The sequence below is a fragment of the Marinobacter sp. genome, assembly GCF_041690615.1.
GTDB lineage: Bacteria > Pseudomonadota > Gammaproteobacteria > Pseudomonadales > Oleiphilaceae > Marinobacter.
The window spans coordinates 14,439-41,052 of the sequence record NZ_JAWLGY010000008.1; the positions used below are offsets into that span (position 1 = coordinate 14,439).

The 26,614-nt window shown below is 61.3% G+C and carries 23 protein-coding genes and 1 pseudogene; 16 read left to right on the top strand and 8 right to left on the bottom strand.

Annotated elements, in window-relative coordinates; translation table 11 throughout:
* Positions 1–20: 20 nt before the first annotated feature.
* Together ACESMZ_RS07590 and ACESMZ_RS07595 are read right to left on the bottom strand one after the other, a co-directional pair.
* Complete coding sequence (locus ACESMZ_RS07590) at positions 21–2,129, bottom strand: diguanylate cyclase domain-containing protein (RefSeq protein WP_372957736.1); 2,109 nt, start codon at positions 2,127–2,129, stop codon at positions 21–23.
* On the bottom strand, positions 2,126–3,073 hold the full coding sequence (locus ACESMZ_RS07595) for a substrate-binding domain-containing protein (protein WP_372957735.1): 948 nt from the start codon (positions 3,071–3,073) through the stop codon (positions 2,126–2,128). The genes ACESMZ_RS07590 and ACESMZ_RS07595 overlap by 4 nt, the downstream gene beginning before the upstream one ends.
* Positions 3,074–3,421: 348 nt before the next feature.
* Between ACESMZ_RS07595 and mqo the strand changes: the two genes are divergently transcribed.
* Positions 3,422–4,939 (top strand): malate dehydrogenase (quinone), encoded by a 1,518-nt coding sequence (gene mqo, locus ACESMZ_RS07600; protein ID WP_372972434.1) that lies wholly within the window; start codon positions 3,422–3,424, stop codon positions 4,937–4,939.
* Positions 4,940–5,042: 103 nt separating this feature from the next.
* Here the strand turns inward: mqo and ACESMZ_RS07605 are convergent, their stop codons facing one another.
* Positions 5,043–5,384: a thioredoxin family protein gene (locus tag ACESMZ_RS07605; RefSeq protein WP_372958711.1), complete on the bottom strand. Its 342-nt coding sequence runs from the start codon at positions 5,382–5,384 to the stop codon at positions 5,043–5,045.
* A gap of 113 nt (positions 5,385–5,497) precedes the next feature.
* Here ACESMZ_RS07605 and ACESMZ_RS07610 point away from each other — a divergent pair, with 113 nt between their 5' ends.
* The 9 genes from ACESMZ_RS07610 to ACESMZ_RS07650 all read left to right on the top strand — a co-directional run bounded on the left by ACESMZ_RS07610 (position 5,498) and on the right by ACESMZ_RS07650 (position 13,234).
* Positions 5,498–5,941 (top strand): hypothetical protein, encoded by a 444-nt coding sequence (locus tag ACESMZ_RS07610; protein WP_372958710.1) that lies wholly within the window; start codon positions 5,498–5,500, stop codon positions 5,939–5,941.
* A 205-nt stretch (positions 5,942–6,146) separates the two neighbouring features.
* Positions 6,147–6,539 (top strand): globin, encoded by a 393-nt coding sequence (locus ACESMZ_RS07615; protein WP_372958709.1) that lies wholly within the window; start codon positions 6,147–6,149, stop codon positions 6,537–6,539.
* Positions 6,540–6,688: 149 nt separating this feature from the next.
* Positions 6,689–7,363 carry a substrate-binding periplasmic protein gene (locus tag ACESMZ_RS07620; RefSeq protein ID WP_372958708.1) on the top strand — a complete coding sequence of 225 codons (675 nt, stop codon included), beginning with the start codon at positions 6,689–6,691 and terminating at the stop codon, positions 7,361–7,363.
* Positions 7,364–7,552: 189 nt separating this feature from the next.
* On the top strand, positions 7,553–8,314 hold the full coding sequence (locus ACESMZ_RS07625; protein ID WP_372958707.1) for an SDR family oxidoreductase: 762 nt from the start codon (positions 7,553–7,555) through the stop codon (positions 8,312–8,314).
* A 258-nt stretch (positions 8,315–8,572) separates the two neighbouring features.
* Positions 8,573–9,346 carry an ABC transporter ATP-binding protein gene (locus ACESMZ_RS07630; RefSeq protein ID WP_372958706.1) on the top strand — a complete coding sequence of 258 codons (774 nt, stop codon included), beginning with the start codon at positions 8,573–8,575 and terminating at the stop codon, positions 9,344–9,346.
* Positions 9,336–10,055, top strand: a complete 720-nt coding sequence (locus tag ACESMZ_RS07635; RefSeq protein WP_372958705.1) for an ABC transporter ATP-binding protein — start codon at positions 9,336–9,338, stop codon at positions 10,053–10,055. The genes ACESMZ_RS07630 and ACESMZ_RS07635 overlap by 11 nt, the downstream gene beginning before the upstream one ends.
* A gap of 68 nt (positions 10,056–10,123) precedes the next feature.
* Positions 10,124–11,344: an ABC transporter substrate-binding protein gene (locus ACESMZ_RS07640; protein WP_372972435.1), complete on the top strand. Its 1,221-nt coding sequence runs from the start codon at positions 10,124–10,126 to the stop codon at positions 11,342–11,344.
* Between the two features lie 50 nt (positions 11,345–11,394).
* Positions 11,395–12,285 carry a branched-chain amino acid ABC transporter permease gene (locus ACESMZ_RS07645; protein ID WP_372958713.1) on the top strand — a complete coding sequence of 297 codons (891 nt, stop codon included), beginning with the start codon at positions 11,395–11,397 and terminating at the stop codon, positions 12,283–12,285.
* A gap of 4 nt (positions 12,286–12,289) precedes the next feature.
* Positions 12,290–13,234 carry a branched-chain amino acid ABC transporter permease gene (locus tag ACESMZ_RS07650; RefSeq protein WP_372958703.1) on the top strand — a complete coding sequence of 315 codons (945 nt, stop codon included), beginning with the start codon at positions 12,290–12,292 and terminating at the stop codon, positions 13,232–13,234.
* Positions 13,235–13,252: 18 nt separating this feature from the next.
* Here the strand turns inward: ACESMZ_RS07650 and ACESMZ_RS07655 are convergent, their stop codons facing one another.
* Both ACESMZ_RS07655 and ACESMZ_RS07660 read right to left on the bottom strand, forming a co-directional pair.
* Complete coding sequence (locus ACESMZ_RS07655; RefSeq protein WP_372958702.1) at positions 13,253–14,260, bottom strand: Ldh family oxidoreductase; 1,008 nt, start codon at positions 14,258–14,260, stop codon at positions 13,253–13,255.
* 108 nt (positions 14,261–14,368) lie between these two features.
* Positions 14,369–15,868, bottom strand: a pseudogene (locus ACESMZ_RS07660) (putative bifunctional diguanylate cyclase/phosphodiesterase); the annotation flags it as partial.
* Positions 15,869–16,185: 317 nt separating this feature from the next.
* Between ACESMZ_RS07660 and ACESMZ_RS07665 the strand changes: the two are divergent.
* On the top strand, positions 16,186–16,932 hold the full coding sequence (locus ACESMZ_RS07665) for an SDR family oxidoreductase (RefSeq protein ID WP_372958701.1): 747 nt from the start codon (positions 16,186–16,188) through the stop codon (positions 16,930–16,932).
* A 55-nt stretch (positions 16,933–16,987) separates the two neighbouring features.
* On the opposite strand, the gene ACESMZ_RS07670 is transcribed toward ACESMZ_RS07665, so the two are convergent.
* The 3 genes from ACESMZ_RS07670 to ACESMZ_RS07680 form a co-directional block, all read right to left on the bottom strand.
* Positions 16,988–17,854, bottom strand: a complete 867-nt coding sequence (locus ACESMZ_RS07670) for an ABC transporter substrate-binding protein (RefSeq protein ID WP_372958700.1) — start codon at positions 17,852–17,854, stop codon at positions 16,988–16,990.
* Positions 17,855–17,883: 29 nt separating this feature from the next.
* Positions 17,884–19,929, bottom strand: a complete 2,046-nt coding sequence (locus ACESMZ_RS07675; RefSeq protein ID WP_372972436.1) for a TonB-dependent receptor domain-containing protein — start codon at positions 19,927–19,929, stop codon at positions 17,884–17,886.
* 95 nt (positions 19,930–20,024) lie between these two features.
* Complete coding sequence (locus ACESMZ_RS07680) at positions 20,025–20,975, bottom strand: LysR family transcriptional regulator (RefSeq protein WP_372958698.1); 951 nt, start codon at positions 20,973–20,975, stop codon at positions 20,025–20,027.
* A 146-nt stretch (positions 20,976–21,121) separates the two neighbouring features.
* On the opposite strand from ACESMZ_RS07680, the gene ACESMZ_RS07685 reads away from it, so the two are divergent.
* The 5 genes from ACESMZ_RS07685 to ACESMZ_RS07705 all read left to right on the top strand — a co-directional run bounded on the left by ACESMZ_RS07685 (position 21,122) and on the right by ACESMZ_RS07705 (position 26,602).
* Positions 21,122–22,069: an ABC transporter substrate-binding protein gene (locus tag ACESMZ_RS07685; RefSeq protein ID WP_372972437.1), complete on the top strand. Its 948-nt coding sequence runs from the start codon at positions 21,122–21,124 to the stop codon at positions 22,067–22,069.
* A complete protein-coding gene (locus ACESMZ_RS07690) occupies positions 22,069–23,091 on the top strand; it encodes a FecCD family ABC transporter permease (protein WP_372972438.1) in 1,023 nt (340 codons plus the stop codon). The genes ACESMZ_RS07685 and ACESMZ_RS07690 overlap by 1 nt, the downstream gene beginning before the upstream one ends.
* A gap of 7 nt (positions 23,092–23,098) precedes the next feature.
* Positions 23,099–24,100 carry a FecCD family ABC transporter permease gene (locus tag ACESMZ_RS07695; protein ID WP_372972439.1) on the top strand — a complete coding sequence of 334 codons (1,002 nt, stop codon included), beginning with the start codon at positions 23,099–23,101 and terminating at the stop codon, positions 24,098–24,100.
* Positions 24,097–24,921 (top strand): ABC transporter ATP-binding protein, encoded by an 825-nt coding sequence (locus tag ACESMZ_RS07700; RefSeq protein ID WP_372972440.1) that lies wholly within the window; start codon positions 24,097–24,099, stop codon positions 24,919–24,921. Before ACESMZ_RS07695 ends, ACESMZ_RS07700 begins: the two co-directional genes overlap by 4 nt.
* 100 nt (positions 24,922–25,021) lie before the next feature.
* A complete protein-coding gene (locus tag ACESMZ_RS07705) occupies positions 25,022–26,602 on the top strand; it encodes a hypothetical protein (protein ID WP_372972441.1) in 1,581 nt (526 codons plus the stop codon).
* Positions 26,603–26,614 lie beyond the last annotated feature (12 nt).

Here is a 26,614-nt window from a genome sequence, read left to right on the forward strand (position 1 = left end):
AGCATGTCACAGATTGCACCTCAGCCCTCACGCCGGTGGTCGTCAGCATCAGCATCATTTTCAGACATCGCCCGGGCGCGGCTTGCCTCCACCAACCCGCCGTGGGTCTCACTATAAAAGTGATATTGGTTCTTGCCCTGCTGCTTGGCCTGATACATGGCCATGTCCGCCTGGCGGAGCAGGATATCCGCATCCACGTCCGGGTCCTGGGGATAGAGAGCGACGCCCATACTGGCAGAAACATGAACCCATTCCCGGCCCAGGCGAACGCCAGCAGACAGTGTAGCCAGCAGCCGGTCCAGAACAGGGACGACTTCCTCCAGCCCATGAGCCAGGCCCGGCAGCAGTGCCACGAACTCGTCGCCGCCCAGGCGGGCCACGGTGTCACATTCCCTCAGGGTCGTCCTCATACGGTCAGCCAGTGCCACCAGAAGCTCATCACCGGCGGCATGGCCCAGGGTATCGTTGATCAGCTTGAAGCCATCGAGGTCCAGAAAAACCACCGCCAGAACCTCGTTGCGCCGCCGCGCCTGAGTGACAGCCTGGCGTAGCCTGTCCGTCAGCAGGACACGGTTGGGCAGCCTGGTCAGCCCGTCGTAATGGGCGATCTGTCGCAGTTTGTCCTCGTTCTGTTTGAGGTGGGAGATATCGGCCAGCAGTGTCACGAAATGGGTCACGACACCGGATTCGCCGCGAACCGCCGCAATGGTCATCAGTGCCGGGAACCTGGTCCCGTCCCTGCGGGGTACCCACCATTCCCCGCTCCAGACATCCTCAGTCTGCAGGGCTTGGGTAACATCCTTCCAGAAACGCTCACCCCCCTGGTCAAAGGTGAGTGAGGTGTAACGCCGGTCGACTGCTTCGCAGTGGGGATATCCGGTGAGCGTGGTAAACGCAGCGTTCACATCCAGAATGGTTCCGTCAGCGCCGGTCAGCACAATACCTTCACGAGCGTAGCGGAAGACTCCGGCAGCCATGGACAGGTTGTCTTCGGCGTCCTTGCGGGCAGTGATGTCCTGATGCGTGCCATACATCATCAAAGGCTGCCCGTCATCTGTCCACGAGGCCACCCGGCCCCGGTCGAGTACCCAGACCCAATGGCCCGCCTTGTGCTGCATACGGGCTTCACATTCATAGTAAGGCAGTTCACCACGGAAATGTTTTTCAAGCAGTTCAGAGCTGCGCTGCAGGTCATCCGCATGGGTAAACCTCATCCAGGTCTCGATAGAGACCGGTTCCAGTTCACTCAGGGAATAGCCGATAATGTTCGCCCAGCGTTCGTTAAAGACGGTTTCGCCGCTTTGGACATTCCATTCCCAGGTGCCCGCCAGGGTGCCGGTGATGGCATTCTCAAGCCGTAGCCGTTCGATCTTGCGTCTTTCCTTCGACTCCCGGATCGCAACCAGCATGGTATTGATGGTATCGCTGAGCATGGCGATCTCCCGGTACCGGATTTCCGGCATGGGCTCGCGGGGAATACCATCGGTGTCACGGTTGCGGATGGCCCGGTCAATGTGATTGATGGAGTGCAGCAGGTAGCGGCGCAGCACCACTGTCAGGGAGATTGACAGGGCCAGCCCCAGTACCAGGATGGTCAACAACTCTTCCAGCAACACCTGGTCAAGCTTGCGGACCAGCCTCTCGTCGGAGGCATATACTGAGACCCGCCCCATAACCTCCCCGTCAGACGCCACGATGGGCCGCGTATCCGAGTAGAACGCCTGCCGGAGCCGCTCATTCAGGTCAGGGTCTTGTTCCCGGTAGGCAACGTAACCGCCCTGTGCCTCACGGATGCGACCGGAAGAATAGTGGGTTCCGATGATTTCGGCCATTTCATAGTCTTCCACCACCACCGCGAAGTGTTGTGTGAGCTCGGTTTCCGTAGCCACCAGCTGTTCGTACTCATTGACCGCATAGGCTTCAATGAACGGGGCAATGTTGCTGCTAAGGCGGTCCAGGCTCTCATTAACATCGCGCTGAATGGCGTCGATGATCTCGGCACGCTGGGTGGAGTAGACATACAGCGCGTGGAACGCAAACACCACCAGAATCACGGCGATCATTGCCAGTGTGATACGCAGCAGCAGGGACGGAGCCCCGGGGTCTCGGGAAACCGGGCGATCGGTCAACGGGCGCTCTCCTGTCCGAGCACATTGCGCTGGATAACCGGCATCAGGTGGTCCAGATTGTCGCGGGACACGGCCAACACCGACAGGCGTTGGACCTTTCCAACCTCAGCCCCCCGCAGATGAAGGTCCATAGTTTCAACAGCCTTTTCTCCCATCAGAAAAGGCTGCTGCATACCAGCCCCGACCAGCTGGCCCGAGGCAATCATTTCGATGAACTCCGGTTCCGCATCAAAACTGATCAGCAGAATCTCGCCCTTCCTGCCGGCGTCGGCAATAGCGTCCAGCGCCCCCCGGTAACGGCTGGATCCCTGCAACCAGATGGCCCGCAGCTCCGGGTGCTGATCGATCAGGGCACGGGCGTAGTCGTAAGTTTCACGGTAGGAAAAGTCGGACTGCTGGTAGATACCGGCGGCGCGGACACCACGTTCACCCAGTGCCCGCAGGAAGCCTTCAGTACGGGCCTTGCCGTTGGCACGCTTCTGGGGAATGGCCACAATACCCACGGTGCCACTGCTCCAGCCCCGTTCCGCCATGGCATCAGCGAGCATATGACCCAGATCATAGGCTCCCTGATCATTGTCCGATTCGATGTAACTGACGTAGCTGTCTGCCCCGGCACCAATGTCAGCGATAACCACTGGCACACCAGCCTCACCGGCCAGATCAAGTACGGTCACCGCCGCCGATGAATTTGTGGGGGACAGTATGATGCCCTCCACCCCGGCCCGGATCGCCTCGACAGTGAGACGAAGCTCTTCCCTGGCCTGATTCCCGGCACTGTGCACCGTTATTGTGTAGCCCAGATCTTCCGACCTGTGCCTTATTCCTTCCGCCAGAATACTCCAGAAAGGTATGTCGACATCGGATACCAGGTAGGCCAGCCGCTTTTCAGCAGCCATGGCGTCAGAAGCTGTCGTTACCTGGATAACAAGGGTCCATGTCATAATCAGTAGGACTTTTGTCCTGCCTGTCATCCAGCTGTCTCCGTTTCTGCCTAAATACAATATGTATATATTTGTTACATATTGATACAGACCATGCCCTGAATTCAACAAGAAAAGAGTCGCAATCCTACGCAAGGCCCAGTCATTTTGATTCACGTCATGTCCGGTGCCGGTCAACCAGCGCCCCCTGCCCTGCCCAGCCGGCAACCTCCGCCTCTTTCCTGTGGGACCACTGACGTTTGACTTCGGTTTTTTCGAACCATATCTCTCAGAAAACTCGCTTCTTTTTGTACCAGTAGCCTGCCTAGAATCCGCCCCCCTTACCCGGCAGTCCCTGGAGGCGACAACATGGCGAAGGAACATACCGATGTTCTGCTCATTGGCGGCGGCGTGATGAGCGTCACCCTCGCCTCGCTTATTTCCCGGCTTGATCCTTCCCGCACCATCACCCTGGTGGAGCAGGCCAGCCAGCTGGCCACCGAAAGCTCTGACGCGTGGAACAATGCCGGTACCGGCCACGCCGGCTACTGCGAGCTCAACTACACCCCCACAAACGCGGATGGCACCGTCAGCATTGACCGGGCCCTGGCCATCAACGAGCGCTTCGAGGTGTCACTCCAGTTCTGGTGTTCGCTGGTGGAGAAAGGGCTGCTGCCCGAGCCGGCGCGCTTTATTCGCAATGTGCCCCACTTCAGCTGGGTACAGGGCGCTGACCACTGCCGGTACCTCCGGCACCGCCATGTTGCCCTGCAGGATCACCCGCTGTTCGGGGCCATGGAGTTTTCCGAACAGGCCGCCACGCTGGCTGACTGGCTGCCGCTGATCAGCCGTAACCGGTCGGTATTCGAGCCGGCTGCGGCCACCCGGGTGGCCCACGGCAGTGACGTCAATTTCGGCGCACTCACCCGTCTGCTGGGCCGCTCGCTGGCCCGTCAGGACCAGTGCCGTGTGCATCTGGGCACCCAGGTGTGTGACATCCGGCGGGACAAGGCTGGCTGGGAGCTCACCCTGCGCGACACCGCCACCTCGGCCACCCAGGTATTAACCTGCAGCTTCCTGTTCGTTGGCGCCGGCGGTGCTTCATTACCATTACTGCAGCGGGCCGGTGTCCGTGAAGCCCGTGGCTATGGCGGCTTCCCGGTCTCGGGCCTCTGGCTGGCCTGCAATGACGATCAGCTGGCCAGCGAGCACAACGCCAAGGTCTACAGCCAGGCTCCGGTAGGCGCTCCGCCCATGTCGGTGCCCCATCTTGACACCCGGTTCATCGATGGCAAGGCGGCACTGCTGTTCGGACCCTTCGCCGGCTTCACCACCCGATTCCTCAAGCATGGCAGCCGGCTCGACCTACCGGCTTCTGTCCGGCCCCACAATCTGCGTCCCCTGCTGGATGTCGCCGCCGGCAACTGGCCGCTGACCCGTTACCTGATGGCAGAGGCTGCCAGTTCCCGGGAGGCGCGATTGAGCCAGCTGAAGCAGTTCATGCCGGAATTCGACCCGGACCAGTGGCAGCTGGTCCGCGCCGGCCAGCGGGTGCAGATCATCAAGCCCGGCCCGAAGGGACGGGGCACCCTGGAGTTCGGCACCGAGGTGCTGACCACGGCGGACAAGTCCCTGGCGGCCCTGCTGGGCGCTTCTCCGGGAGCGTCTACCTGCGTTTCAGCCATGCTGGAAGTGATCGAGAAATGCCTTCCCGAGCTGGTCACCGGCAAGCGCCTGCAGACCCTCCAGGAGCTGATACCCAGCTATGGTCGCTCGCTGCAGCATGACCACCGTCTGCTGGCGGATGTGCGTCGCCACACGCTGACTACCCTCGGGCTGGCCCCGAAGCCACAACACACGGACGCCGAACGGAGTCTCTCCGCATGATGATCGGTATCCCCCGGGAATGACCCCGCCTCCCCCACAGCCAGGGACGGGTTTCACAGGCACACAACGCCACCAGGAGTTATCGCACACGACCGACCGTCGTTCAGCCTTGCCCCTGAAACACCAGCCCATACGGGCGCTCAATAGCTCGCCGCACGTCGTCCAGCGAGAAGGCGCGGACCAGGCGGTCAAAGGGCCGGCCCTCAAACCAGAGTTGCAGTACGGGTAACGAGAAGACGCCCTGCGAGGCGCACAGGGCTTCGCCGCCCTGCTGGCAGTCCACCCAGGCGGCGACCAGGCGCGGGAACTCCGTCTCTGCCAATCGGGCCAGCCGGGGCTTGATGGCCTGGCAGACTCCGCAATGCTTTCCACCGAAAAGCACCATCACCGCACCATGACCGGTAATCAGGGCATCAAGTTCGGCATGGGTGACAATCTGGTGCATGGGGCAGGCTCCGTGAGCAAAGACGACTCAAGCGTGACTTTATCACAGAGCCGCAGACGCTGGCCCTCTATAGTCGGACATGCGTACCCACACCAACTGACGAGGAAAATGTCATGCCGAAGATACTGAAAACCCTGATCGCTGCCGCACTGATCGCCGGGACTGCCTTTGGCGCCCACGCGGACAGCCACAAGAATGCCGTTGAGGAGGTGCTGGTCATTCTCTCCAGTGACTCCCTGCAAACCCAGGGCATGGCCATGGTTCTGTCCAATACCATGGCTGAAAAAGGCGCCAGGGTGAACGTCCTGCTGTGTGATGAGGCAGGAGACCTGGCACTGAAGACCTACGAAGATGAGACTCTGAAGCCCAGGGACGTCACCCCGGGGCAGATGCTGCGTGGACTGCTCAAGCAGGGCGGGACCGCCAAGGTCTGTGCACTCTACCTGCCGAACAGCGAATACACCAAAGATGATCTGATTGATGGTGTAGGCGTTGCCATGCCCCCGGAAATGGCCGACCAGATGCTTGATCCGGACATGCGCACCTTTACCTTCTGATCCAGCTGTAACCCGGCCAGGCCCGCATCAACAGCGGGCCTGGCTGCGTTCGTGGGGATAGCGGTCAGCAGCCCTTGGCACATGTACTGAGACCCTGTTCACACTTCCCTGCCCGTCAGTCCCTGCAATTCGGTTCTCACGTACACGGACCAATGCTTTGCATGGTTATAATGTGCGCCCTTACTTATAACCCGCGGAACTTTCCATGAACGCTACAGATTCGGTATTCCAAAGTTATGGCCGATGTTGCCGTAACGAAGAGTTTTTCAAAGATTTTTACGACTTCTTCATGGCCAGCTCTGACGAGATTCGTCAACGCTTCGTCACCACCGACATGGCGGCCCAGCGCCACCTGCTTCGCAACGGTATCATGCAGCTGATCCTGGTCGCCCGCGGCATGTCCGACCGCAAGTTACGGGCCCTTGGCGAGAGCCACAACCGGCACAATTTCAATATCGATCCGGCCTGGTACACCTTGTGGCTGGATGCCCTGATGAAAGCGGTCGGCCGGCATGATCCGGAATATTCCCGCGCCCTCGATGCCCAGTGGCGGGAGGTCCTTCATCCCGGCATTGAGCTCATTCGTGGGGCTTACTGAACCGCGCGGACGAGGTAAACACCCTGCAGACTTGGTGGCAACAAAACGCCAACCACCCTAAGCTATAGCGTGTTTTATTCCGGGAGTCTGCACCGTTGCTGAAATTAAGAGTCTGGTTAGTAATACTTGTCTGGACAGCAGCACCCGCTGTGTCCCTTGCCCAGACCCTGAGCGTCGCTGTGCCCAGAATCCAGCACTTGCTGACCGTCGATGATTCCGGTGTCTACCAGCAACTCATGACGATGGCGCTACAGGATTCCGGTATTTCCCTGGATCAGCGTTTTCTGCCGTACAAAAGGGCACTACACGAGTTTGAACTGGGGGAGGTGGACTGCATTTATTCATTCACCCGCGTGCTGGAGACCCGGCTTGGCCCGGACAACCTGGTCTACACCTACCCTCTTGGCATGTTCCGTTTTCATCTTTTTACGCGGCCAGGCGAGGCCACACTGACCTCGGTCGCCGACACCGCCGGCAAGTCAATCGGCGGCATTTCGGGTCATGACGTTTACCTGGCCCCGTTCATGGAGCAGGGCATGGCCCCCGATTGGGTGCGCACGGAATCACAAGCCGTGGAGATGCTCAGGCTTGGCCGCCTGGACGCCATCATCGCCGCCCTTCCGGATATGCATCCCTTTACTGATCAACTTGTTTACGCCGCGGACCAGCCACTTATGGAGGACTTCGACCGGCTGAACTGTCATAACTCCGAGGATAACCGCGCTGCCATCCGCACCATTTCAGAAAAGCTGCGACAGCTGCATGAACAGGGTCGCTATGAAGCGATCGCCGGCGACTACTATTTACCCTTCAGTGCCCCCTGACGCTACCAGGCCTGAACCACAGGTGGTGACGAGGGCCGATTTCCCGGACTTTACCTGCAGGCAAACAGCGAGCAGGACGGCGCCAGCAGCCAGGTGGTAACATCGACCGCTGTTCCTGAACGGCGTGCACTTCAGAGATACAGGACGCCTCCTGGACAAGACCCCAGACCACAATAAAAGGAGAGCACTATGGATATCCGGAATCGCATCGTTGTCGTTACTGGCGCGGCCGGCGGCATTGGCAGGGCCCTGGCCCTTCGTTTCGCAAAGGCCGGAGCAAAGACCGTAATCTGCGCAGACCTGGATCAGCAGGGCGCGGAAGCCACAGCGGCAGAAATCAACGGCGTGGCCCGCAAGGTCAACGTTGCCTCTGAAGAGGAAATCAAGGCTCTGATCGATGAGGTGGAACAAGAACTCGGCCCCATTGACCTGTTCTGCTCCAACGCCGGCATCATGGTGCCGGGCGGCCCGGAAGCCTCCAACGACGACTGGCAGAAGATCTGGGATGTGAACGTCATGTCCCACGTCTTTGCCGCCCGCCACCTGGCACCGCGGATGAAAGAGCGAGGTTTCGGTTACTTCCTGAACACTGCCTCCGCCGCGGGCCTGCTCTCGCAGGTGGGGTCCGCGCCCTATGCGGTGACCAAGCACGCAGCTGTGGCACTGGCCGAATGGCTGGCGTTCACTTACGGCGATGACGGCATCAAGGTATCGGTGCTCTGCCCCCAGGCGGTCCGTTCGGCCATGACCAAGGGGCACGAGGAAGGGGTTGCCAGTATTGATGGCATGCTGGAGCCGGAGCCGGTGGCTGAAGCCTGCCTCAAGGCCATCGAGGAAGAGACTTTCCTGGTATTGCCACACCCGCAGGTACTGAACTACTTCCGCAACAAGGCGGAGAACTATGACCGCTGGATCGGCGGCATGAAGAAGCTCAACCGCGCTTACAAGTAAGTTCCCTGCTTTTTTCGTCGCCGGGGCCACCCCCGGCGACGGACACCTGCCTGCTGGCCGCCCGGCCGCCCATCACCCGAGAAGACAGTTTTCCGCCGCATGAAAACTTCAGGTTATCAACTTGACAACCCAGTCAGGTTCCATCTTTACTAGAACAGGTTCAGAACCGGCCGTCACAAACTGCGGTGATTCAACGCAGTGGCCAGATAATAACAAGAACCCGCCGTCACATCGGTGGGCGAGACAGGGTGACGATCCGTGAGCGAAAACCAGTCCAGTGAATCCGTGATTCTGGAGACCCGGGGCCTGACCAAGGACTTTCGGGGCTTCAAGGCGATCGAGGACGTCAACGTCAAGGTGCAGACCGGGCACATCCATGCCCTGATCGGTCCCAATGGGGCGGGCAAGACGACGTTCTTCAATCTGCTGACCAAGTTCCTCAAGCCCACTTCGGGCAAGATTCTCTACGATGGCAATGATATTACCAGCCACCGCCCGGCGGACATTGCCCAGCATGGCCTGATCCGCTCGTTCCAGATTTCTGCGGTCTTTCCACACCTGCCAGCCCGGGAAAATGTGCGCATCGCGCTCCAGCGCAAACTGGGCATTTCCTACCAGTTCTGGCGCTCCATGAAAGTTCTTGACCAGCTCAACGAGGAAGCCCAGCACCTGCTGGAACAGGTTGGCCTGGGTGCGTTTGGTGATACCAGGGCGGTCGAGCTGGCATACGGGCGCAAGCGGGCGCTGGAGATTGCCACCACCATCGCACTGAAACCCCGGCTGATGCTACTGGACGAGCCCACCCAGGGCATGAGCGCGGAAGACGTGCACACGGTTACCGATTTGATCCGCGAGGTGGTCAAGGACCGCACCATCGTCATGGTGGAACACAACCTCAACGTGGTATCCACCCTGGCGGACCGCATCACCGTACTCAACCGGGGCCATGTGCTTGCCGAAGGAGACTACGACACCGTCTCTACCAACCCTGCCGTGATGGAAGCCTACATGGGGACCACCGATGCCGCCTGAGAATGCCCGCGAACTGCTGAAGATCGAGAACCTCCACGCCTGGTATGGCGAGTCCCACATACTCCACGGCCTGGACCTCACCGTGCACGAGGGTGAAGTGATCACACTGCTTGGGCGCAACGGTTCCGGCCGCACCACCACCCTCAAGGCCATTCTCGGACTGGTGGGCAGGCGCACGGGCTCTATCCGGGTCAATGGCACCGAGCTGATCAACCTGCCCACCCATCAGATTGCCCGTGTGGGCAAGCTCGGTTACTGCCCGGAGGAGCGGGGCATCTACGCCTCCCTCAATGTGGACGAGAACCTCGTTCTGCCGCCGGTGATCGCCGAGGGCGGGCTGCCCGTCGATGAGATTTACAGGATGTTCCCGAACCTGAAGGAACGCCGCAAAAGCCAGGGGTCCAAGCTGTCCGGGGGAGAGCAACAGATGCTCGCCATCGCCCGCATCCTGCGAACCGGCGCCACCCTGCTGCTGCTGGACGAGATCACCGAGGGGCTGGCGCCGGTCATTCTGAAGGCCCTGGATGATGTGATCCGCAAGCTGCGGGCGAAGGGTTTTACCATCATCCTGGTGGAGCAGAACTTCCGTTTCGCGGCGCCCCTGGCCGACCGGCACTACGTGATCGAACATGGCCAGGTCGTGGAGCAGATCGCCGCCGATGAGCTTGAAGCCAAACAGGACCAGTTGAACAGGCACCTGAGTGTCTGATCAAGGGTGAGGACCGGTGTTCCACCCGGGACACCTCCCCACCAAATACAACAAGAAGGGGAAACAACATGCTCAAGAACTGGAAGACAGGTATCACTACCGTGGCGGCTGCCGCTGCGGTTTCACTACCCATGGCCGCCAGCGCGGAGCTGTCCGATGACGTTCTGAAAATCGGGGTGCTCAGTGACATGTCCGGCGTTTACAAATCACTGGAAGGTCCCGGCGCGGTCATCGCAGCCGAGATGGCCGTCGAGGATTTCGGGGGGTCCATCATGGACAAACCCATCGAGATTGTCTCCGCCGACCACCAGAACAAGGCCGATATCGCTGCCAGCACGGCCCGGGAATGGATCGACGATGACGAGGTCGACATGCTGACGGCGCTGGACAACTCGTCCGTTGCGCTGGCCGTACAGGGGCTGGCCTCCGAGCGCAAGGTGATCACCCTGAACACCGGCGCAGGCACCACGGCCCTCACCGAGGAACAGTGCACACCCTACGGCATCCACTACGTCTACGATACCCACGCCCTGCCCGTAGGCACCGCCACAGCCATGGTCAAGAATGGCGGTGAAAAATGGTTCTTTGTAACGGCCGACTATGCCTTTGGTCATTCCCTGCGGGACAACACCGCAGCGGTCGTGGAAGACCTCGGGGGCTCGGTTGTTGGTGATATCGAGCACCCCCTGTCCACCAATGACTTCTCATCCTACCTGTTGCAGGCCCAGTCTTCCGGGGCCCAGGTGATTGGTCTGGCCAACGCGGGCCAGGACACGGTCAACGCCATCAAACAGGCCAACCAGTTCCAGATCGTACAGGGCGGGCAGAAACTCGCCGGTATGCTGGTATTCATCACCGATGTACACAGCATGGGGCTGGATATCGCCCAGGGGCTGCAGTTCACTACAGCGTTTGTGTGGAACCAGGATGACGAGGCCCGTGAATGGTCCGAGCGTTTCTACGAGCGCCACGGGGCCATGCCTACCATGGTACAGGCCGGTGTTTACTCCGCTGTCACGAATTACCTGAAAGCGGTGGACGAAGTCGGCACCGATGACAGCGATGCCGTTCGTGAACAACTCGGCAAAATGGAGCTCAACGACTTCTTCGTAAAGGGCGGCAAGATTGCCCCGAACGGCTCCATGCTGCACGACATGTTCCTGGTGGAGGTGAAATCACCGGACGAGTCCGAGGGCGAGTGGGACCTGCTTGAGGTGGTCTCACGGATTCCTGCGGACCAGGCCTATATCACCATGGAAGAGACCAAGTGCACCCTGGTTAACAAGTAACCAGAACCGGATTCACCAATAATAACAACAGGGGGATAACCGACGTGTCGATGCAGGTCATCCTGTCCCAGGCATTGCTTGGGCTGAACGTAGGTGTGTTCTACGCCATGCTGAGTCTTGGCCTGGCGGTGATATTCGGGCTGCTGAATATCATCAACTTCGCCCATGGCGCCATGTACATGCTGGGGGCGTTCATCGCACTGATCGGTTATTCCTACCTGGAACAATGGTTCGGTATCAGCCTGCAGATCGGTTTCTGGGGATCGCTGATCGTGGCACCCCTCGTGGTCGGCCTACTGGGCATTATCATCGAGCGGACCATGCTCAAACGGCTGGCAGACCTGGACCATATCTACGGGCTGCTGCTGACCTTCGGTATCACCCTGATTCTGCAAGGTCTTTTTGCTAACTACTTCAATGTTTCCGGCACCCCTTACCCGGGTCAGCCGGAAGTGCTGGGGGGCGTGCTGAACCTGGGGTTCATGTTCTTCCCCACCTACCGCATGTTCGCCATCGTCTTTTCCCTGGTGGTGTGTTTTGCCACCTGGTACGTGATTGAACATACCCGCCTGGGGTCGAGGCTGAGGGCCGGTGTGGAAAATCCGCAACTGACCCAGGCCTTCGGCCTCAATGTGCCACTGATGGTTACGCTGACGTTTGGCTTTGGCGCCGCCCTGGCGGGGCTGGCCGGGGTACTGGCAGCGCCCATCTACTCGGTCAGCCCGCTGATGGGCGCCGACCTGATCATCGTGGTGTTCGCGGTGGTGGTGATCGGCGGGATGGGCTCGATTATGGGGGCCATCCTCTCCGGCCTGGCCCTCGGGCTGGTGGAAGGCCTGACCAAGGTGTTCTACCCGCCAGCAGCCAATACCGTGATTTTCTTCCTGATGGTGCTGGTGCTGCTGTTCCGCCCGGCCGGTCTGTTTGGCAAGGAGAAGTAACCCCATGATGAATAAAGTCCTGTTTGCCATCATGCTGGTTCTGGGCCTGGTTGCGCCCTTCCTGGCCTACCCGGTGTTCGTCATGGACCTGCTGTGCTTTGCGCTGTTCGCCTGCGCCTTCAACCTGCTGCTGGGCTATGCCGGGCTGCTGTCCTTCGGCCATGCCGCCTTTTTTGGGGGTGCTGCGTACGTTGCCGGCTTTGCCCTGAAAGAGTGGGGGTTCCCACCCCTGCTTGGCATTCTCGCCGGCACCGGTTTTGCCTTTGTTATCGGAGCGTTTTTCGGTTTCCTGGCCATTCGCCGACAGGGCATCTATTTCGCCATGGTCACCCTGGCCCTGGCCCAGATCATCTACTTCCTGTGCCTGCAACTGCCTTTCACCGGCGGGGAAAACGGACTGCAGGGCATTCCACGGGGCGAGCTGCTCGGGTTTATCGACCTTCGCAATGAAAAGAGCATGTACTACCTGGTCTTCGCTATCTTCCTGATCGGTTTCGGCATTATCTATCGGGCCATTCACTCGCCCTTTGGTGAGGTGCTGCAGGCGATCCGGGAAAACGAGTCCAGGGCGCTTTCCCTCGGGTATGACGTGGACCGTTTCAAGCTCCTGGCCTTCGTACTGTCGGCAACCATGGCCGGCCTGGCGGGGTCCACCAAGGCGCTGGTGTTCCAGTTTGCCTCGCTGACGTCAGCCCACTGGCAGACCTCCGGCGAGGTGGTTCTGATGACCCTGGTAGGCGGCATGGGCACGGTGTTCGGCCCGGTGCTTGGCGCCATCACCGTCGCCACCCTCACCCATGAGCTGGGTTCATTCGGCTCCTGGGTCCAGGTGATTCTGGGGACCATTTTCGTGGTGGTGGTACTGGTGTTCCGTCGGGGCATTATCGGTGAGATCCAGCACTACCTGGAGCAACGCAAGGCGGCCCGGGCCTCGGCTGACAATGACTGAGCAGGGCCCACAGCCCTTTCAGTCAACCAGCCCCTCCAGATAAGCAAGATCAGCACTGGCTATGGCCACACCCAGTCGCTCTGACTCGGCCCGCTGCCGGTAACGCCGGTCTCCGGGCTGTCGCGCCTGACCGGCACCCACCATGGCCTGTACCAGGGTTTCCGTCCGGTCGGCAAAATTGCTGCCTGCACCGCGGGCCGGATCAATGACAATCAACAGCTCCCCGGTCCAGGGAGTTTTGGCCCCCGGGTGGCCAGACCAGTCAAATTCAAAGGAAAAGTTGCCCCCGGTGAGCGCTGCGGCCATCAGTTCCACCATCATGGACAGGGCTGAGCCCTTGTAGCCACCAAAGGGCAGCAGGGCACCGCCATCCAGAATCCTTTGCGGGTCACAGGTGGGCTGGCCCTGCGCGTCCACACCGTAGCCTTCAGGCAGGGCCTTGCCCTCCTTCGCCGCAATCTGCACATCACCATGGGCAATGGCACTGGTGGCCAGGTCGAACACCAGCGGATCATGGCCGGTGCGGGGTGCGGCGAAGCTGATGGGATTGGTGCCGAATAGCGGCTTGCGGCCACCGGCAGGCACCACACAGGCCATACTGTTGACCAGTGCCAGCGCCACCAGACCCTGACGGGCGAAAGGCTCCACATCCGGCCAGAGCGCCGCAAAATGGTGGGAGTTACGGATCGCCATCAGCGCGATGCCGTTGTCGCCCACCTTGTCCAGCAACAGCTGGCTGCCTGCCTCGAGGGCCGGCTGGGCAAAGCCGTTGCCGGCATCCACGGCGACAAAGCCCGGAGCACGATCCTCGACAACCGGCTCGGCATGGCCATCCACCCAGCCGCTGGCCAGCGTCGACAGGTAGCCCGGTATCCGGAACACTCCATGGCTGTCAGAGCCATCCCGCTGGGCGCTGGCACAATTGCGGGCCAGCGCATTGGCGACGGTTTCCGAGGTGCCATGCCTGCGAAAGACCTCGGCCAGCAAGGACACCAGCTCGTTAAAGGGAATGCGCACCTGGGGCATGGCCTGACTCCTGACAGGTTTAGGGGGAATCTGTTAACCATGCGTTGATTGCCGCCCCCTGTCAAAAAGCCCGGTGCAACAGCCTTTTCAGGTGACTGTCAGCATTGCTCAGGCCACCGACTCCAGCCGATGAAACTGTTCCAGGAACCCGGGAAGGTCCGCTGCCGGCATTGGCCGACCCAGATGATAACCCTGCACCACATCACACCCTGCTACCTTCAGGTGTACCACCTGCTCGCGGGTTTCCACCCCCTCTGCCACCACTTTCAGCGCCATGCGCTTGGCCAGGATAATGGTGGATGACACGATCGGACTGTCGTCGTGGCTGTTACAGATGGTTGAGATCAGGCTGCGGTCGATCTTCAGCTTGTCCACCGGCACGGCTTCCAGGTGGGCAAAGCCGGCGTAACCGGTACCGAAATCGTCAAGGGCGAGCCGGATACCGGCTTTCCTGAGCTCATGGAGCTGAGTCACCGCCTGCTTGTCCAGCATGGCTGTTTCGGTGATCTCGATTTCCAGCATCGCCGGTGCAACCTGGTAAGCCTCCAGGATAGCCAGTACCTGCCCCAGGAACTCACCGCGTGCCAGCTGGTGGGGCGATACGTTCACAGCCACCGGCACCGGATCCAGGCCGGCATCCCGCCACTCGGCTACCTGTTCGCAGGCAAGGCGAATGACCTCCAGACCCAGCGGCAGGACAAACCCGCTATTCTCCGCCAGGCCAATAAACCGGTCCGGATACAACAGCCCGAACTCCGGGTGTTGCCAGCGCACCAGGGCTTCCACGCTGGTTACACGCATGGTTTCCAGGTCCACCTGTGGCTGATAGTGAAGAACGAATTCCCGGTTGCTGAGGCCTTCTGCAAACGACTGTTCCAGCAGGAAGCTTTCCACATCCTTGCGGTTCAGGGACTGGTCAAAAAAACGGTACTGGCCGCGTCCGGCCTGCTTCGCCGAGTACATGGCGGCGTCAGCGCCCTGGATCAGGTCCTCCAGGGACTGGCCATCCCTCGGACAGATCGCAATACCAATACTGGGGCTGTTGTTGATCTCCACGCCATCAAGCTCGTAGGTGGACGATAACTTCTGGCTGAGGCCAATGACCCATTGCTCTATGGAGCCCTCGCTCTGCTCCCCCGCCAGCATGACCACAAACTCGTCACCGCCAAAGCGCGCTGCCAGGTCCTCCTTGCCAAGTGATCGCTGTATCCTGCCGGCAACAGCCTGCAACAACTGATCCCCCACCTGGTGGCCCAGCGAGTCGTTAATCGCCTTGAACCGGTCCAGGTCGATAAAGATCAGTGCACTCAGCCGCCGCTGACGCCGCTGTTCTGTCAGCAAGCCATTGGCAAGGTCGATAAACTGGCGCCGGTTCAGCAGGCCGCTGAGGTGATCAATAGCCGCTGCGCGGCTGCTGCGGGCGTGCTCGGTTTCCAACCGCTCAATCAGTTCAGCATTGGCGTTCTGGGAGGCCTGCAGGGCCTGGAACGCCGCCTGCTGGCTGGTCAGGGAGCGTTTCAACCAGATGCTAATGGCGGTCACCAGCAGCGTCATAAGCAGGTTGAGAATCAGCTGACGGAACTGCAACGCCTGCAGGGGTGCAACGATTCCCGGCATATCACGGGTGGTCAGCTCAATGTAGGCAGGGTCCTGCCGCAGACTGAGCACCTGGTATAGGAATGACGACCAGATAAAGCTGACAATCAGGACACCCAGAAGAATGGTAGCGTAGCGAACATGGTTCGTAGGCGGCGGCTGGATAGGGGCCATGCTTCTTGTCTCACTGGAAACCGGGTTGGAGAAAACACGTCTTGCCCTCCAATGGCCATAATCCCCTTCCGGCGCTCAAACATTGACGCCGAGCCGCAAGACTACGCAAGCTACATGTCATTCAAGTGACAGGTTCACCAGGAAGGAAAATTTCGATGCGCAAGAACATTCTGATCACCGGCGCCAGCACCGGCCTGGGTGAAGGCATGGCCCGGGCCTGGGCGGCACAGGGCTGCAACCTGGCCCTGTGCGCGCGGCGCACGGACAGACTGGAACAGTTGCAGGGTGAATTGCGGCAAAAGCACCCAGGCATCGAGGTGGCCGTGCGTTCACTGGATGTGTGCGACTACGACCGAGTGTTTGAGGTATTCCGGGAATTCCGGGCCGAGCTGGGCTCCCTGGACCGGGTGATCGTGAACGCTGGCATGGGCAGCAAGTCCGCCATCGGCCATGGTGACTTTGCCTCCAACCGGCAGGCGGCGGAGACCAACTTTGTCGCCGCCATCGCCCAGTGTGAAGCGGCCATGGAAATCTTCCGTGAACAGAATACCGGGCATCTGGTGCTGATGTCGTCGGTCAGTGGCGTGCGGGGTTTCCGTGGGCCGTTCAATGTCTATGCGGCCACCAAGGCCGCCGTGGCCTCCCTGGCGGAGGGTCTGCAACTGGACACCCTGGGTACACCCATCAATGTCACCAGCATCTTGCCCGGTTACATCCTTACCGACATCAACCGGGACGTGAAGAACGCGCCTTTCCGGGTCGACCTGGAGACCGGTGTCCGGGCGCTGGTAAAAGCTATCGACAGCGAGAAGCGCCGGGCGTATGTGCCCTGGTGGCCGTGGACACTGTTGAGCTACCTGCTGAAGGCCATGCCGTTCCGGCTGTTTGCCAGGACCATGTAATACCGGGAGAACAAACTGACTGACCGGGCGTTACAGTCCCGGCCAGTCACAGCGGCTATCGGAGCGCGTCGACGACTTCCTCCACCTGCAATCGCACACTCTGCAGCCCGCCACCGGAGAGGTACCACAGCTCCGGTGACAGCACGGTCACGTCGATCGTCCCGGCACCAGCAGCGTCCAGGTCACGGCGCAGCTGGTCGACGTCCAGCGGCTCGTCCCCAATAGCCGCACTGCGGTCGACCACGAACAGATGAGACGGCGCCATGGCTGTAAGGTTTGCCGGGGTAAGTGGTGTGAACACCCGCGTACCCCGGGTCACGCTCTCCACGCCTTCGGGAACCCGGGGCGCTTCCAGGTTCAACAACTGGAACACCACCGGCTCGTCCCGCAGGGAGAACTTGCCCTGGTTGTGGGTTACAACAGCCACGGGGTTACTACCGGCCAGCCCATCCCGCTGTTCTTCGACGAACCGCCACAACTGACCCAGTTGCTCACCGGCTTCATCCAGTTGGCCATAGAGGGTCGCCAGCCCCAGTACCCGGATCTGCACCGCTTCGCGGAAGTCATCCCCCAGCAGGGAAACATCCTGTACCTGGGTGATGGCCTGCAACTCCTCCAGGCTCTCCGCCTGACGGCCGGTGACCAGCACCATATCCGGGGCCAACTCACGTACCACAGCCAGGTTCGGGGTTTTGAGGTTACCCGCATCCGGTCGACCGGCCGAAAGGTCGCCCAGGTACTCGGGCAACCCGGTTTGCGGAATCGCCACGATTTTTTCGTCGAGCCCCAGGGCCACCAGGGTATCGGTGGCGCCGTGGTCAAAGCTGATCACATCCGGCCCGGTGGGTTCCTGGCTCAAAGAGGCGCAGCCCGTGAGAATGGCGGTGCCCAGGGCAGCCGCAACCAATGATTTGATGGTCATATCCATGCTCTCCAATCCATATTTTCCAGTCAGAAATCGACCGTCAGGCCGAGATTAAGACGGCGGCCGTCCAGCACGACGCCGTAGGTGTCATTGGTCACTTCCTTGTCCGCCACGTTATAGAGGCCAGCCTTCACGCGGGCACTGTCGTTCAGGGCGTAGACCATGCCCACGTCGACGAAGGTGTAGTCGGGAGTGCCGTCGGCCATACTGGTCCGACTCAGGTAATCCGTGGTTTCACCCCGGTAGTTCCCGTCCAGCCAGAGGTTCAGGCGCTCAGTCGTCTGCCAGTCCAGTCCGGCGTTCGCCATATGTTTGGGAATCTTGTTAAGGGGCTCACCCTCGAAGTCACCCGACTTCTGCTCTGAGTCTGTGTAGGTATAGCTGGAACTGAACGTCAAGATTGGCGTAATGCCGTAGTCAAGGGACAGTTCGACCCCCTGCATGGACGCTTCGTCGATATTGTCCCGGGTGCTCAGGAAAAGATAGTTGTTGCCCTCGTAGGCGCACTGCCAGGAGGATGGGTCATCGCGGTCCCCGCCGGGATTACAGAAACGGTCCTCTGCAATCTTGTCGTCGAACTCGGTGTAGAACACCATCGCGCTGGCATCAAGGTCAGTCGCCAGGCTGTTAAACACAAAGCCGGCTTCATAGCTGACGCTGGTTTCCGGCTCCAGGTCGTCGTTGCCAATAATCAGTGCCCGGGGGTGCGGTGCAGGTGAACCACCGCCCCCGGTGCCCCGCCCAAAGCCTTCCGTAGCCTCCGGCAGGCTGGGCTGCTTGTAGCCTGTGGAAACGCCGCCCTTGAAGGTCCACTCCGGTGTCAGCCGATAGTTCGCGTAGACACGGGGCGTCCACTGCCCACCAAAGAGCTCGTCGTCGTTATAGCGGATACCGGTGGTAATGCTCAGGTCATCCAGCACACCCCACTCCACTTCGGCAAACAGCGCAGCAATCCAGCGGTCAACGCTGCGGGTGGCGGTTGGAATACCCGTTCCCAGCAGACCGTTGGTTTCATCGGTCAGGTCTTCGTATTTGTACTGGCCGCCAAACGTGACGATGTGGCGGCCCATCAGCCAGGTACCCTGGCTGTTAAGCGTGGTGATTTCCTCCTTTTTTTTCAGATCCTGCACCCGCTCGGATTCATCCCGCTGCAGATAACTGTCCAGGGTCAGGTTACCGTAGGTTCCACGATGGCCCAGCACATAGACATCTTTCTGGTACTCATAGGTACTGGCCGCGTTGGGGTTACCGCGGCTATCCGTCTCCGCGATGCTTACTCCCGGATTATGGGTGAACTCCAGTTCCGCCCGGTTATAGCCCAGCTCGATCTCGTTGTTGTCATCCGGCGTGAAAATCAGCGTGGCGCCGCCCTGGCGCCGGTCACTGTCCGGCGTACTTTCTGCGTTGTCGTCACCACCGATGTAGTGACTTTCGTCGGTTCCCTGCCAGGAGCCATTCACCTGGAGCCCGAGCAACCCCGGAATCAGTCCGCCGCTGCTGTACAGACTGACCAGCTGGGCGTCCTCATTTACATCGTTGAGGGACTTGGTGTATTCGGTGGTGATGGAACCACTCCACTCGTCCGTCGCCTTTTTGGTGATGATGTTAATAACGCCGCCCATGGCTTCCGACCCGTACAGGGAGGACATGGGACCGCGAATCACCTCTATGCGCTCGATCGCGGATACTGGTGGCAACGCGATCTGCTTGCCCCCGTCCTGGCCGTTGGTATTGATGTTGCGGCCAGCAGAAACCGGGCGACCGTCAACCAGGTAGAGTGTGTAGCCCTCGGTCATGCCCCGGATGGTTATATCCTGCGCATTGCCGCCACCATTCACGAACACGCCAGGAATGTTCTTTACCGCATCGGTGATATCCGAATAGGACCGCTTACGCAGCTCCTCTCCGGGAATCACCGAAATACTGGCCGGCGCATCGGAAATGTTCTGCTCAAAGCCAGAAGCAGTAACAACGATTTCCCCAAGTTCCAGGGGTGAGGACTGGGCCAGCAACGGCGAACCCCAGGTTGCCAGGGCAACTGAGGACGCCAGGAGGGTCACGGGACGACGCATGTAGTTCTCCTTTGTGTTCAAGAGTGCAGCAAAAACAACTCGCATTTAATGCGAATAAATATCATTTGCGTGGAACATTAACACAAAGGCAATCTTCATTGGGCGGGATGATATGTTCCGGATTCCGGAACGGAACGGGGTCGGTCGTTTGCCAGCCGCCACTCGGGGGGAACCGATGCCCGCAAGTGCTGGACGAACATCCGGCTACGACGGGGCAGGATACCGTGGGGATACAGGAGCGACACCGGCAACACCGGACCATGCCAACCCGGCATGCACAACTGGAACTGGCCGGGGTGGGCCTCCAGCCGGCGATCCGCCAGCCAGTGAGGCATCAGCCCGACGCCGCGCCCTGCTGCAATGGCGTCTCCCTGAACACAGTACTGGTCTACGCTGAACCGCCCTGCCCGTGGTCGGATCGGCCAGGGACCATGCACCGGATGGCTCAGCTCTACCCCCTGTTCATCACCACCCAGCATGTCGATCCAGGGGTGCTGATCCAGCTCCGAAGGCGACTGCGGGCAGCCCCGGCGAACGAAATACGACGGGCTGCCGTAGATCCCCTGGGTCAGGCGTCCGAGCACCTCGCAGCGAAAGTTGCCCTCCGGTACCGCCCCCAGCCAGATACACACCGCTTCCGTCATGGCCTCCGGTGATTGCTGCTGGGTCCGGATGCTGACTTCCAGCCCCTCATGCTCCTCCATGAAACTGTCCACGATACCGGCGAACCATCCACGTACAAAGGCTTCGTGGCACCGCAGCTCAAGCACGCCGGTCACTCCTTCCCTCAGCTCGTCCAGGGCTTCATGCCCCTGGGAAACCAGGGCCAGGATCTCGTGGCTGTAGCGATAGAACAGTCGTCCGGCATCATTCGGATAGATCTGCCGGGATTGCCGCGACAGCAGTGGTTGCCCAACGGCTTCCTCCAGCTGGCGAATTCGGCGGCTCAGGGTGGACTTGGGCAGGTCCAGTTCCCGACAACTGGCGGTCAGGCTGCCCGTGCGAACTACGGAGGCAAAGGCTTGCAGTTCCTTGAGATCGTACATTTCACAATCGTTCCATTTCGTGCAACAGGTCGTGCCAATCTAGCACCTTTCAATATTTAATGTGAATCATTATCATTAAAAGAGTTGCTTGCTATACACTTTCGATCGCATCGCCGGCCCCCTGCCGAGGCCACAACGGAGAAACCATGCAGACATCCCTTATTCATCGCTTCCGTCAGGGGCTGGTGGCTGGCCTGGCCATGCTGGCGATCAGCCAGAACGCCCTGGCCGAGACTCGCACTATCCAAACCCTCTACGGTGACGTCACGGTGGAAGGCCAGCCGGAGCGAGTCGTAACCCTCTACGAAGGCGCGCTGGACTCGGCCATCGCCGTTGGCGTGCAGCCCGTGGGTGCGATCATTACCCGGGGCGGCCAGCATGTGGCCGGCTATATCCGGGAAGCCGCCGGAGATATCGGGATCGTTGGGGCTCCGGGCGAGACCAACCTGGAAGCGGTGTTGGCCCTGCAGCCGGACCTGATTCTGGCCACCCGTCAGACCAGCAGGGACCAGTACGAGCTGCTGTCGCAGATGGCGCCCACCATCGTGCTGGACGTGCCCATGTTCCGGCAGGACACCTGGAAGCAGGAATTGGCCGGCTTCGCCCGGGCCCTTGGCCGGGAGGGCCAGGCTAACGACGTCATTGCCCGGGTTGAGCAACGTGCGAAAGAAGTTCGCGAACAGGTGACCGGCGCCATACCAGAGCAACAGCGTGATGCTGCCCTGGTCCGCTGGATGCCCCAGGGTCCGCTGGTGATGTCAGAAAATCTCTTCGCCGCCACCGTGCTGGCCTCAGCGGGGTTCGAGGTCGAAGATGGTGATATCGTTCAGGAAGGTCGCCCCCACAGCCAGCCCCTGAGCCAGGAAAACCTGTCCCTCATGGACCAGCCCTGGATTTTCCTGGCGACCATCAACGATGACGGTCGAGAAGCCCTGGACGCCGCGCGGCAGTCACCCTCCTTCCAGCGCCTGAACGCCAACAGTGATGACCAGGTGATACCGGTGGACGGCCACCTGTGGACCAGCGCGTCCGGCCCGCTGGCGGCCCTCGCCATTCTTGATGACATTGAGAACGCCCTAACGCAGCAACCCTGATGACCGATTACGCCTGTCAGCGCACGCTTGCATCTCGTGCCTTTGTGCCGCCACTGCCTGTGGCGGTTTTTTTCGTTCTTGCCGCGGCCGTGGCCAGCCTGCTGTGGGGCGCCGGCCCGGTTGGGCCGGCGGACACCTGGCAGCTACTCACGGGGAGCGGCAGTGACGAAGCCCGCTTCGTAGTCATGGAACTCCGGCTGCCCAGGATGGCCACGGCGATGGCAACCGGTCTGGCCCTGGCAGTGGCCGGCGCCCTGCTGCAGGCCCTGACCCGGAACCCGCTGGCCGAGCCGGGGCTTCTTGGGGTGAGTGGCGGAAGCGCCTTTGCGGTCACCCTGGCGATTCTGCTGGGCGCCAGCTCCGCCACCATGACTACCCTTGTTGCCCAGGCCGGCGCGCTGGCCGGGTGCTCCCTGGTGATGCTGGCAACCCGGTCCCGCGGGCTGGCGGCGGACCCGGTCCGGCTGGTGCTGGCCGGGGCCACGGTAACGGGCCTGCTGCTATCACTGACCTCGGTGATGATGCTGGCCGACCAGCGGGCCGCGGACGAAATCCGCTTCTGGATTACCGGCAGTATTGCCGGCACCTCGTTATCGGACCTGGCTGCCGTGCTGCCCTCCATGGCGGTAGCGGGTGTTCTCGTGGTGATCGTGGCATCGCCGCTGGCCGCACTGTCACTGGGCGAACGTGCCGCCCTGGGACTGGGGCACCGCCCTGGGCGAATCCGCGCCCTGGTGGTCGTGGCCGTGGCATTGCTGGTGGGAGGGGCCACTGCCCTGGCTGGACCTCTGGTCTTTGCCGGGCTGGTGGTGCCTTTCATAGCCCGCGCCGTGGCCGGACCGGATATTCGCAGGACCCTGTGGTTGTGCCTGCCTATTGGCCCCGGCCTGATTCTGGTGGCCGATACCCTGGCCCGGGTGATCGGTGCCCCGGCGGAGCTGCCCCTCGGGGTCATTACTGCGCTGCTGGGCGCCCCGGTACTGCTCATCATCGTGCGCTCCGGGCGCATGCCGTCCTTGTGAGCCTGACATGAAAGAACTGCTGATACAGCACCGGAACATTGCCGCCAGCCTGGCACTGGCCGCCGTTCTCTCACTGGCCATGGCCATGTCCCTGGCACTGGGAACGCTCAGTGTGCCGCTGGACGGTCTGTGGGATGCATTGACCGGACAAGGCAACGCCATGCACCGGTTCGTGGTGCAGGAGCTGCGCCTGCCACGGGTGCTTGCCGGCGCCCTGACCGGCGCCGCCTTTGCCCTGGCCGGCTGCCTGATGCAGACCGTGGCCCGCAACCGCCTGGCCACCCCCGGCATTATTGGCATTGACAACGCCGCCACCGCCTTTGCCGTGGCATCCGTGGTGGGCACCGGTATCAGCCTGGCGCCTTCCGCCATGGCCCTTGGTGGTGCAGCAACCGCTACCGCACTGGCCTTTGGCCTGGCGGGGGCCAACGGCACCAGGGGGTACCGGTTCATCATCGCCGGTCTGGGTATTGGCGCCATTGCGGGTGCTGTGACCCAGGTAATGCTCAGCCGGGTGGCCATTGATGCGGCCAACGCCGCCTTTCCCTGGACCGTGGGCAGCCTGAATGCCCGTTCGGCGACAGCGGTGTCGGTGCTCGCTGCTGGTCTGGTAGTGGGCTGGATTGCAGCGCTTTTGTTGGGCCCGTCGCTGAATACCCTGCAGTTCTCTGACCCGGTCGCCATTAACCTGGGCACGCGATTGAAGCGGGTCCGTGCCCTGAGCCTGGCCTGCGCGGTGCTGCTCACCGGCCTGGCTGTAGCCGTCGCCGGCCCGGTGGGCATGGTGGCCCTGCTGGCTCCGGAGCTGGCCCGGGCCCTGTCCCGCCCTGGCAAGGTACCCCTGACCGCTTCCGCCCTGGCCGGTGCCGGTTTCATGGTGACCGCCGACCTGGCGGGTCGCTTGCTGCTGGAGCCCCTGGAATTGCCGGTCGGTCTGATCACCGCGATCGTGGGCGCCCCCTACCTGATCTGGATACTTGTAAAACCGTCCTCACGGAGCCTGTCATGACCCAGTCCCCTGCCTTTCCGGCGCACAACACAACCGGTCAGCCCGGCCTGGCAGCACACTCGCTATCCCTTGCCCACGGACGCCACCCGGTCATCAATACCCTCGACCTGGAGCTGCCACCGGGAAAGGTCACTGCCATTGTCGGCCCTAACGGTTGCGGCAAGTCCACCCTGCTCAACGGCCTCGCCCGGGTGCACGCTCCCGCCGGGGGTGCGGTACTGCTGGATGGCAAAGATATCCACACCCTGCCCAGCCGGGAGGTGGCGCGCCAGCTGGCGCTGCTGCCCCAGGACAATACCGCACCGGAGGGGCTCACCGTCACCGACCTGATCCGGTTCGGCCGCCAGCCCCACCAGGGTTTCCTCAGGCGCTGGACAGAACAGGACCAGGCCATCCTGGAACAGGCACTGGCGGCGGCTGACCTGGGCGCTCTGGCCGACCGGCCGCTGGATACGCTCTCCGGCGGCCAGCGCCAGCGCGCCTGGATTGCCATGAGCATCGCCCAGCAAACGCCTTTGCTTTTGCTGGACGAGCCCACCTCGGCGCTGGACCTGGGGCACCAGATCGAGGTGTTCGAGCTGATCCGCCAGCTCGCCGGCCAGGGCAAGACCGTGGCGATGGTAGTGCACGACCTGGTGAGCGCCTGCCGCTATGCCGATCACCTGGTGGCCATGGCCGATGGTCAAATCCTGGCCCGGGGTGCGCCTTCTGACATCCTCGACCCGGCCCTGATCCACCGGCTGTACGGCGTGCACTGCGACATCCTGCAGGACCCGGCGGATGACACACCGGTACTGGTGAATCTTCGCAAGTCGTTATAAAAGCGAATAATTCCCGAAATCTGGAACCCGCACCTGTCACTAACCTGTCATCGCCCGGAGTTATAACTACCGCCACATTTATTTCTCCGGAGATGCAGTAATGTCCGCCAATGCTTCCCTGCTTGTTGAACAGCTCTGGCAACTCAAGCGTCTCGTTGACCGGGGCGAATGCGCCGACATTCAGTTTGTTCACCTGAACAACCTGCTGCGGGAACCCAACTACCGCGCCGACGTGTTGCGTCGGGCGGAGGCTTCTGGCTCCGAAAAGGTCCGCAAGCTGGTCCGCGCCATCCGCGACGAAGATCCTGGCACGCCCCTGATGGCCGATAGCGGTCCGCAGCGCACTCCGGAGGTGGTACCTGATAATGCCGAAACAGCCCCCCGCAGGCGCCGCCACCTGATCTGGCTGGCGCCCCTGTTTGCGGCAGTCGCCGCAGTGACCGTCGGGTTTACCGCACTGGAACCACAAACCGTCAGGATCAGCAATAACATCACCACACCCACCACCTGGGAAGGCGGCAAGACCTACGTCCTTGAAGACATTGTGTTCGTGGACAACGCCACCCTGACCATCGAGGCCGGCGCCACCGTTCTCGGAGAGAACGGCTCCGCGCTGATCGTGACCCGTGACAGCCAGCTGTTTTCCCGGGGCCGGCCGGACCAGCCCGTGGTTTTCACCAGCGCCCGTCCGCAAGGGGAGCGTAACCGGGGCGACTGGGGCGGCGTGGTCCTGCTGGGCAGTGCCCCGGTGAACCAGCCCTCCGCACAGATTGAAGGCGTCCCGGAACACGATCAGAGGGGCAGTTTTGGTGGCCAGGACATCACCGATAGCTGCGGCGTTGTGGAATACACCCGCATCGAGTTTGCCGGTTTCGAGGTTTACCAGAACAATGAACTCAATGGCCTGACCCTGGGCGGTTGCGGCAGCAATACCATCATCCGCCATGTGCAGGTCCACCGGGCTCTGGATGACGGCATCGAGATGTTCGGCGGCACCGTGGACCTCAAGCACATCCTGGTAACCGGTGCTGCGGATGACAGTATTGACTGGGATTGGGGCTGGCGCGGCCGGGTGCAGTTTGCGGTTATCCAGCAGCACGCCGATGTGGGCGACAATGCCTTCGAGGGGGACAATAATGGCAACCAGCACGAGGCCACCCCACGCTCGGAACCGGTATTCTACAACGTGACCCTGGCCGGCAGTGGCCATGGCACCAGGGCCCATCGCGGCATGGTGCTGCGGGAGGGGACCGGCGGCCACTTCCACAATGTGATCATAGACAGCTACGCCATCGAGGCCATGGACACCCGGGACGAAGTCCGCTCCCTGGCAGCTGGCGGACAGCTTGCCTTCAGTCATAACATCATAGCTGCCACTGGCACAGCAGGCAGTGGCCGGCAGGAACAGGGTGCCGATGACGATGACTATGGCTTTGATGAAGATGTCTGGCTCAGGAGCCCGGAGAGTCGCAACCACTTCAGCATCAGCAGCGCCCTGCACCCGGCCGCACGCCACCTGACCGCACCGGACTTCCGGCCTCGCATTGCCAGCCGTGACATGCCGGCCACGACTCCGCCCAAGAGCGAGTTCTTTGATGAGTCGGCCACCTTCTCCGGTGCCATCAATCCGAAGAATCCTGGCAGCTGGCTGGAAGGCTGGACCGCCTTTCCGGAATCCTGAGGGGGAAATTGT

Coding starts and splice junctions, on each gene's coding strand:
- ACESMZ_RS07595 (WP_372957735.1), bottom strand. CDS start 3,073: ATGACATGGACCCTTGTTATCCAGGTAACGACAGCTTCTGACGCCATG.
- mqo (WP_372972434.1), top strand. CDS start 3,422: ATGGCGAAGGAACATACCGATGTTCTGCTCATTGGCGGCGGCGTGATG.
- ACESMZ_RS07605 (WP_372958711.1), bottom strand. CDS start 5,384: ATGCACCAGATTGTCACCCATGCCGAACTTGATGCCCTGATTACCGGT.
- ACESMZ_RS07610 (WP_372958710.1), top strand. CDS start 5,498: ATGCCGAAGATACTGAAAACCCTGATCGCTGCCGCACTGATCGCCGGG.
- ACESMZ_RS07615 (WP_372958709.1), top strand. CDS start 6,147: ATGAACGCTACAGATTCGGTATTCCAAAGTTATGGCCGATGTTGCCGT.
- ACESMZ_RS07625 (WP_372958707.1), top strand. CDS start 7,553: ATGGATATCCGGAATCGCATCGTTGTCGTTACTGGCGCGGCCGGCGGC.
- ACESMZ_RS07635 (WP_372958705.1), top strand. CDS start 9,336: ATGCCGCCTGAGAATGCCCGCGAACTGCTGAAGATCGAGAACCTCCAC.
- ACESMZ_RS07640 (WP_372972435.1), top strand. CDS start 10,124: ATGCTCAAGAACTGGAAGACAGGTATCACTACCGTGGCGGCTGCCGCT.
- ACESMZ_RS07645 (WP_372958713.1), top strand. CDS start 11,395: ATGCAGGTCATCCTGTCCCAGGCATTGCTTGGGCTGAACGTAGGTGTG.
- ACESMZ_RS07650 (WP_372958703.1), top strand. CDS start 12,290: ATGATGAATAAAGTCCTGTTTGCCATCATGCTGGTTCTGGGCCTGGTT.
- ACESMZ_RS07655 (WP_372958702.1), bottom strand. CDS start 14,260: ATGCCCCAGGTGCGCATTCCCTTTAACGAGCTGGTGTCCTTGCTGGCC.
- ACESMZ_RS07665 (WP_372958701.1), top strand. CDS start 16,186: ATGCGCAAGAACATTCTGATCACCGGCGCCAGCACCGGCCTGGGTGAA.
- ACESMZ_RS07670 (WP_372958700.1), bottom strand. CDS start 17,854: ATGACCATCAAATCATTGGTTGCGGCTGCCCTGGGCACCGCCATTCTC.
- ACESMZ_RS07675 (WP_372972436.1), bottom strand. CDS start 19,929: ATGCGTCGTCCCGTGACCCTCCTGGCGTCCTCAGTTGCCCTGGCAACC.
- ACESMZ_RS07680 (WP_372958698.1), bottom strand. CDS start 20,975: ATGTACGATCTCAAGGAACTGCAAGCCTTTGCCTCCGTAGTTCGCACG.
- ACESMZ_RS07685 (WP_372972437.1), top strand. CDS start 21,122: ATGCAGACATCCCTTATTCATCGCTTCCGTCAGGGGCTGGTGGCTGGC.
- ACESMZ_RS07690 (WP_372972438.1), top strand. CDS start 22,069: ATGACCGATTACGCCTGTCAGCGCACGCTTGCATCTCGTGCCTTTGTG.
- ACESMZ_RS07695 (WP_372972439.1), top strand. CDS start 23,099: ATGAAAGAACTGCTGATACAGCACCGGAACATTGCCGCCAGCCTGGCA.
- ACESMZ_RS07700 (WP_372972440.1), top strand. CDS start 24,097: ATGACCCAGTCCCCTGCCTTTCCGGCGCACAACACAACCGGTCAGCCC.
- ACESMZ_RS07705 (WP_372972441.1), top strand. CDS start 25,022: ATGTCCGCCAATGCTTCCCTGCTTGTTGAACAGCTCTGGCAACTCAAG.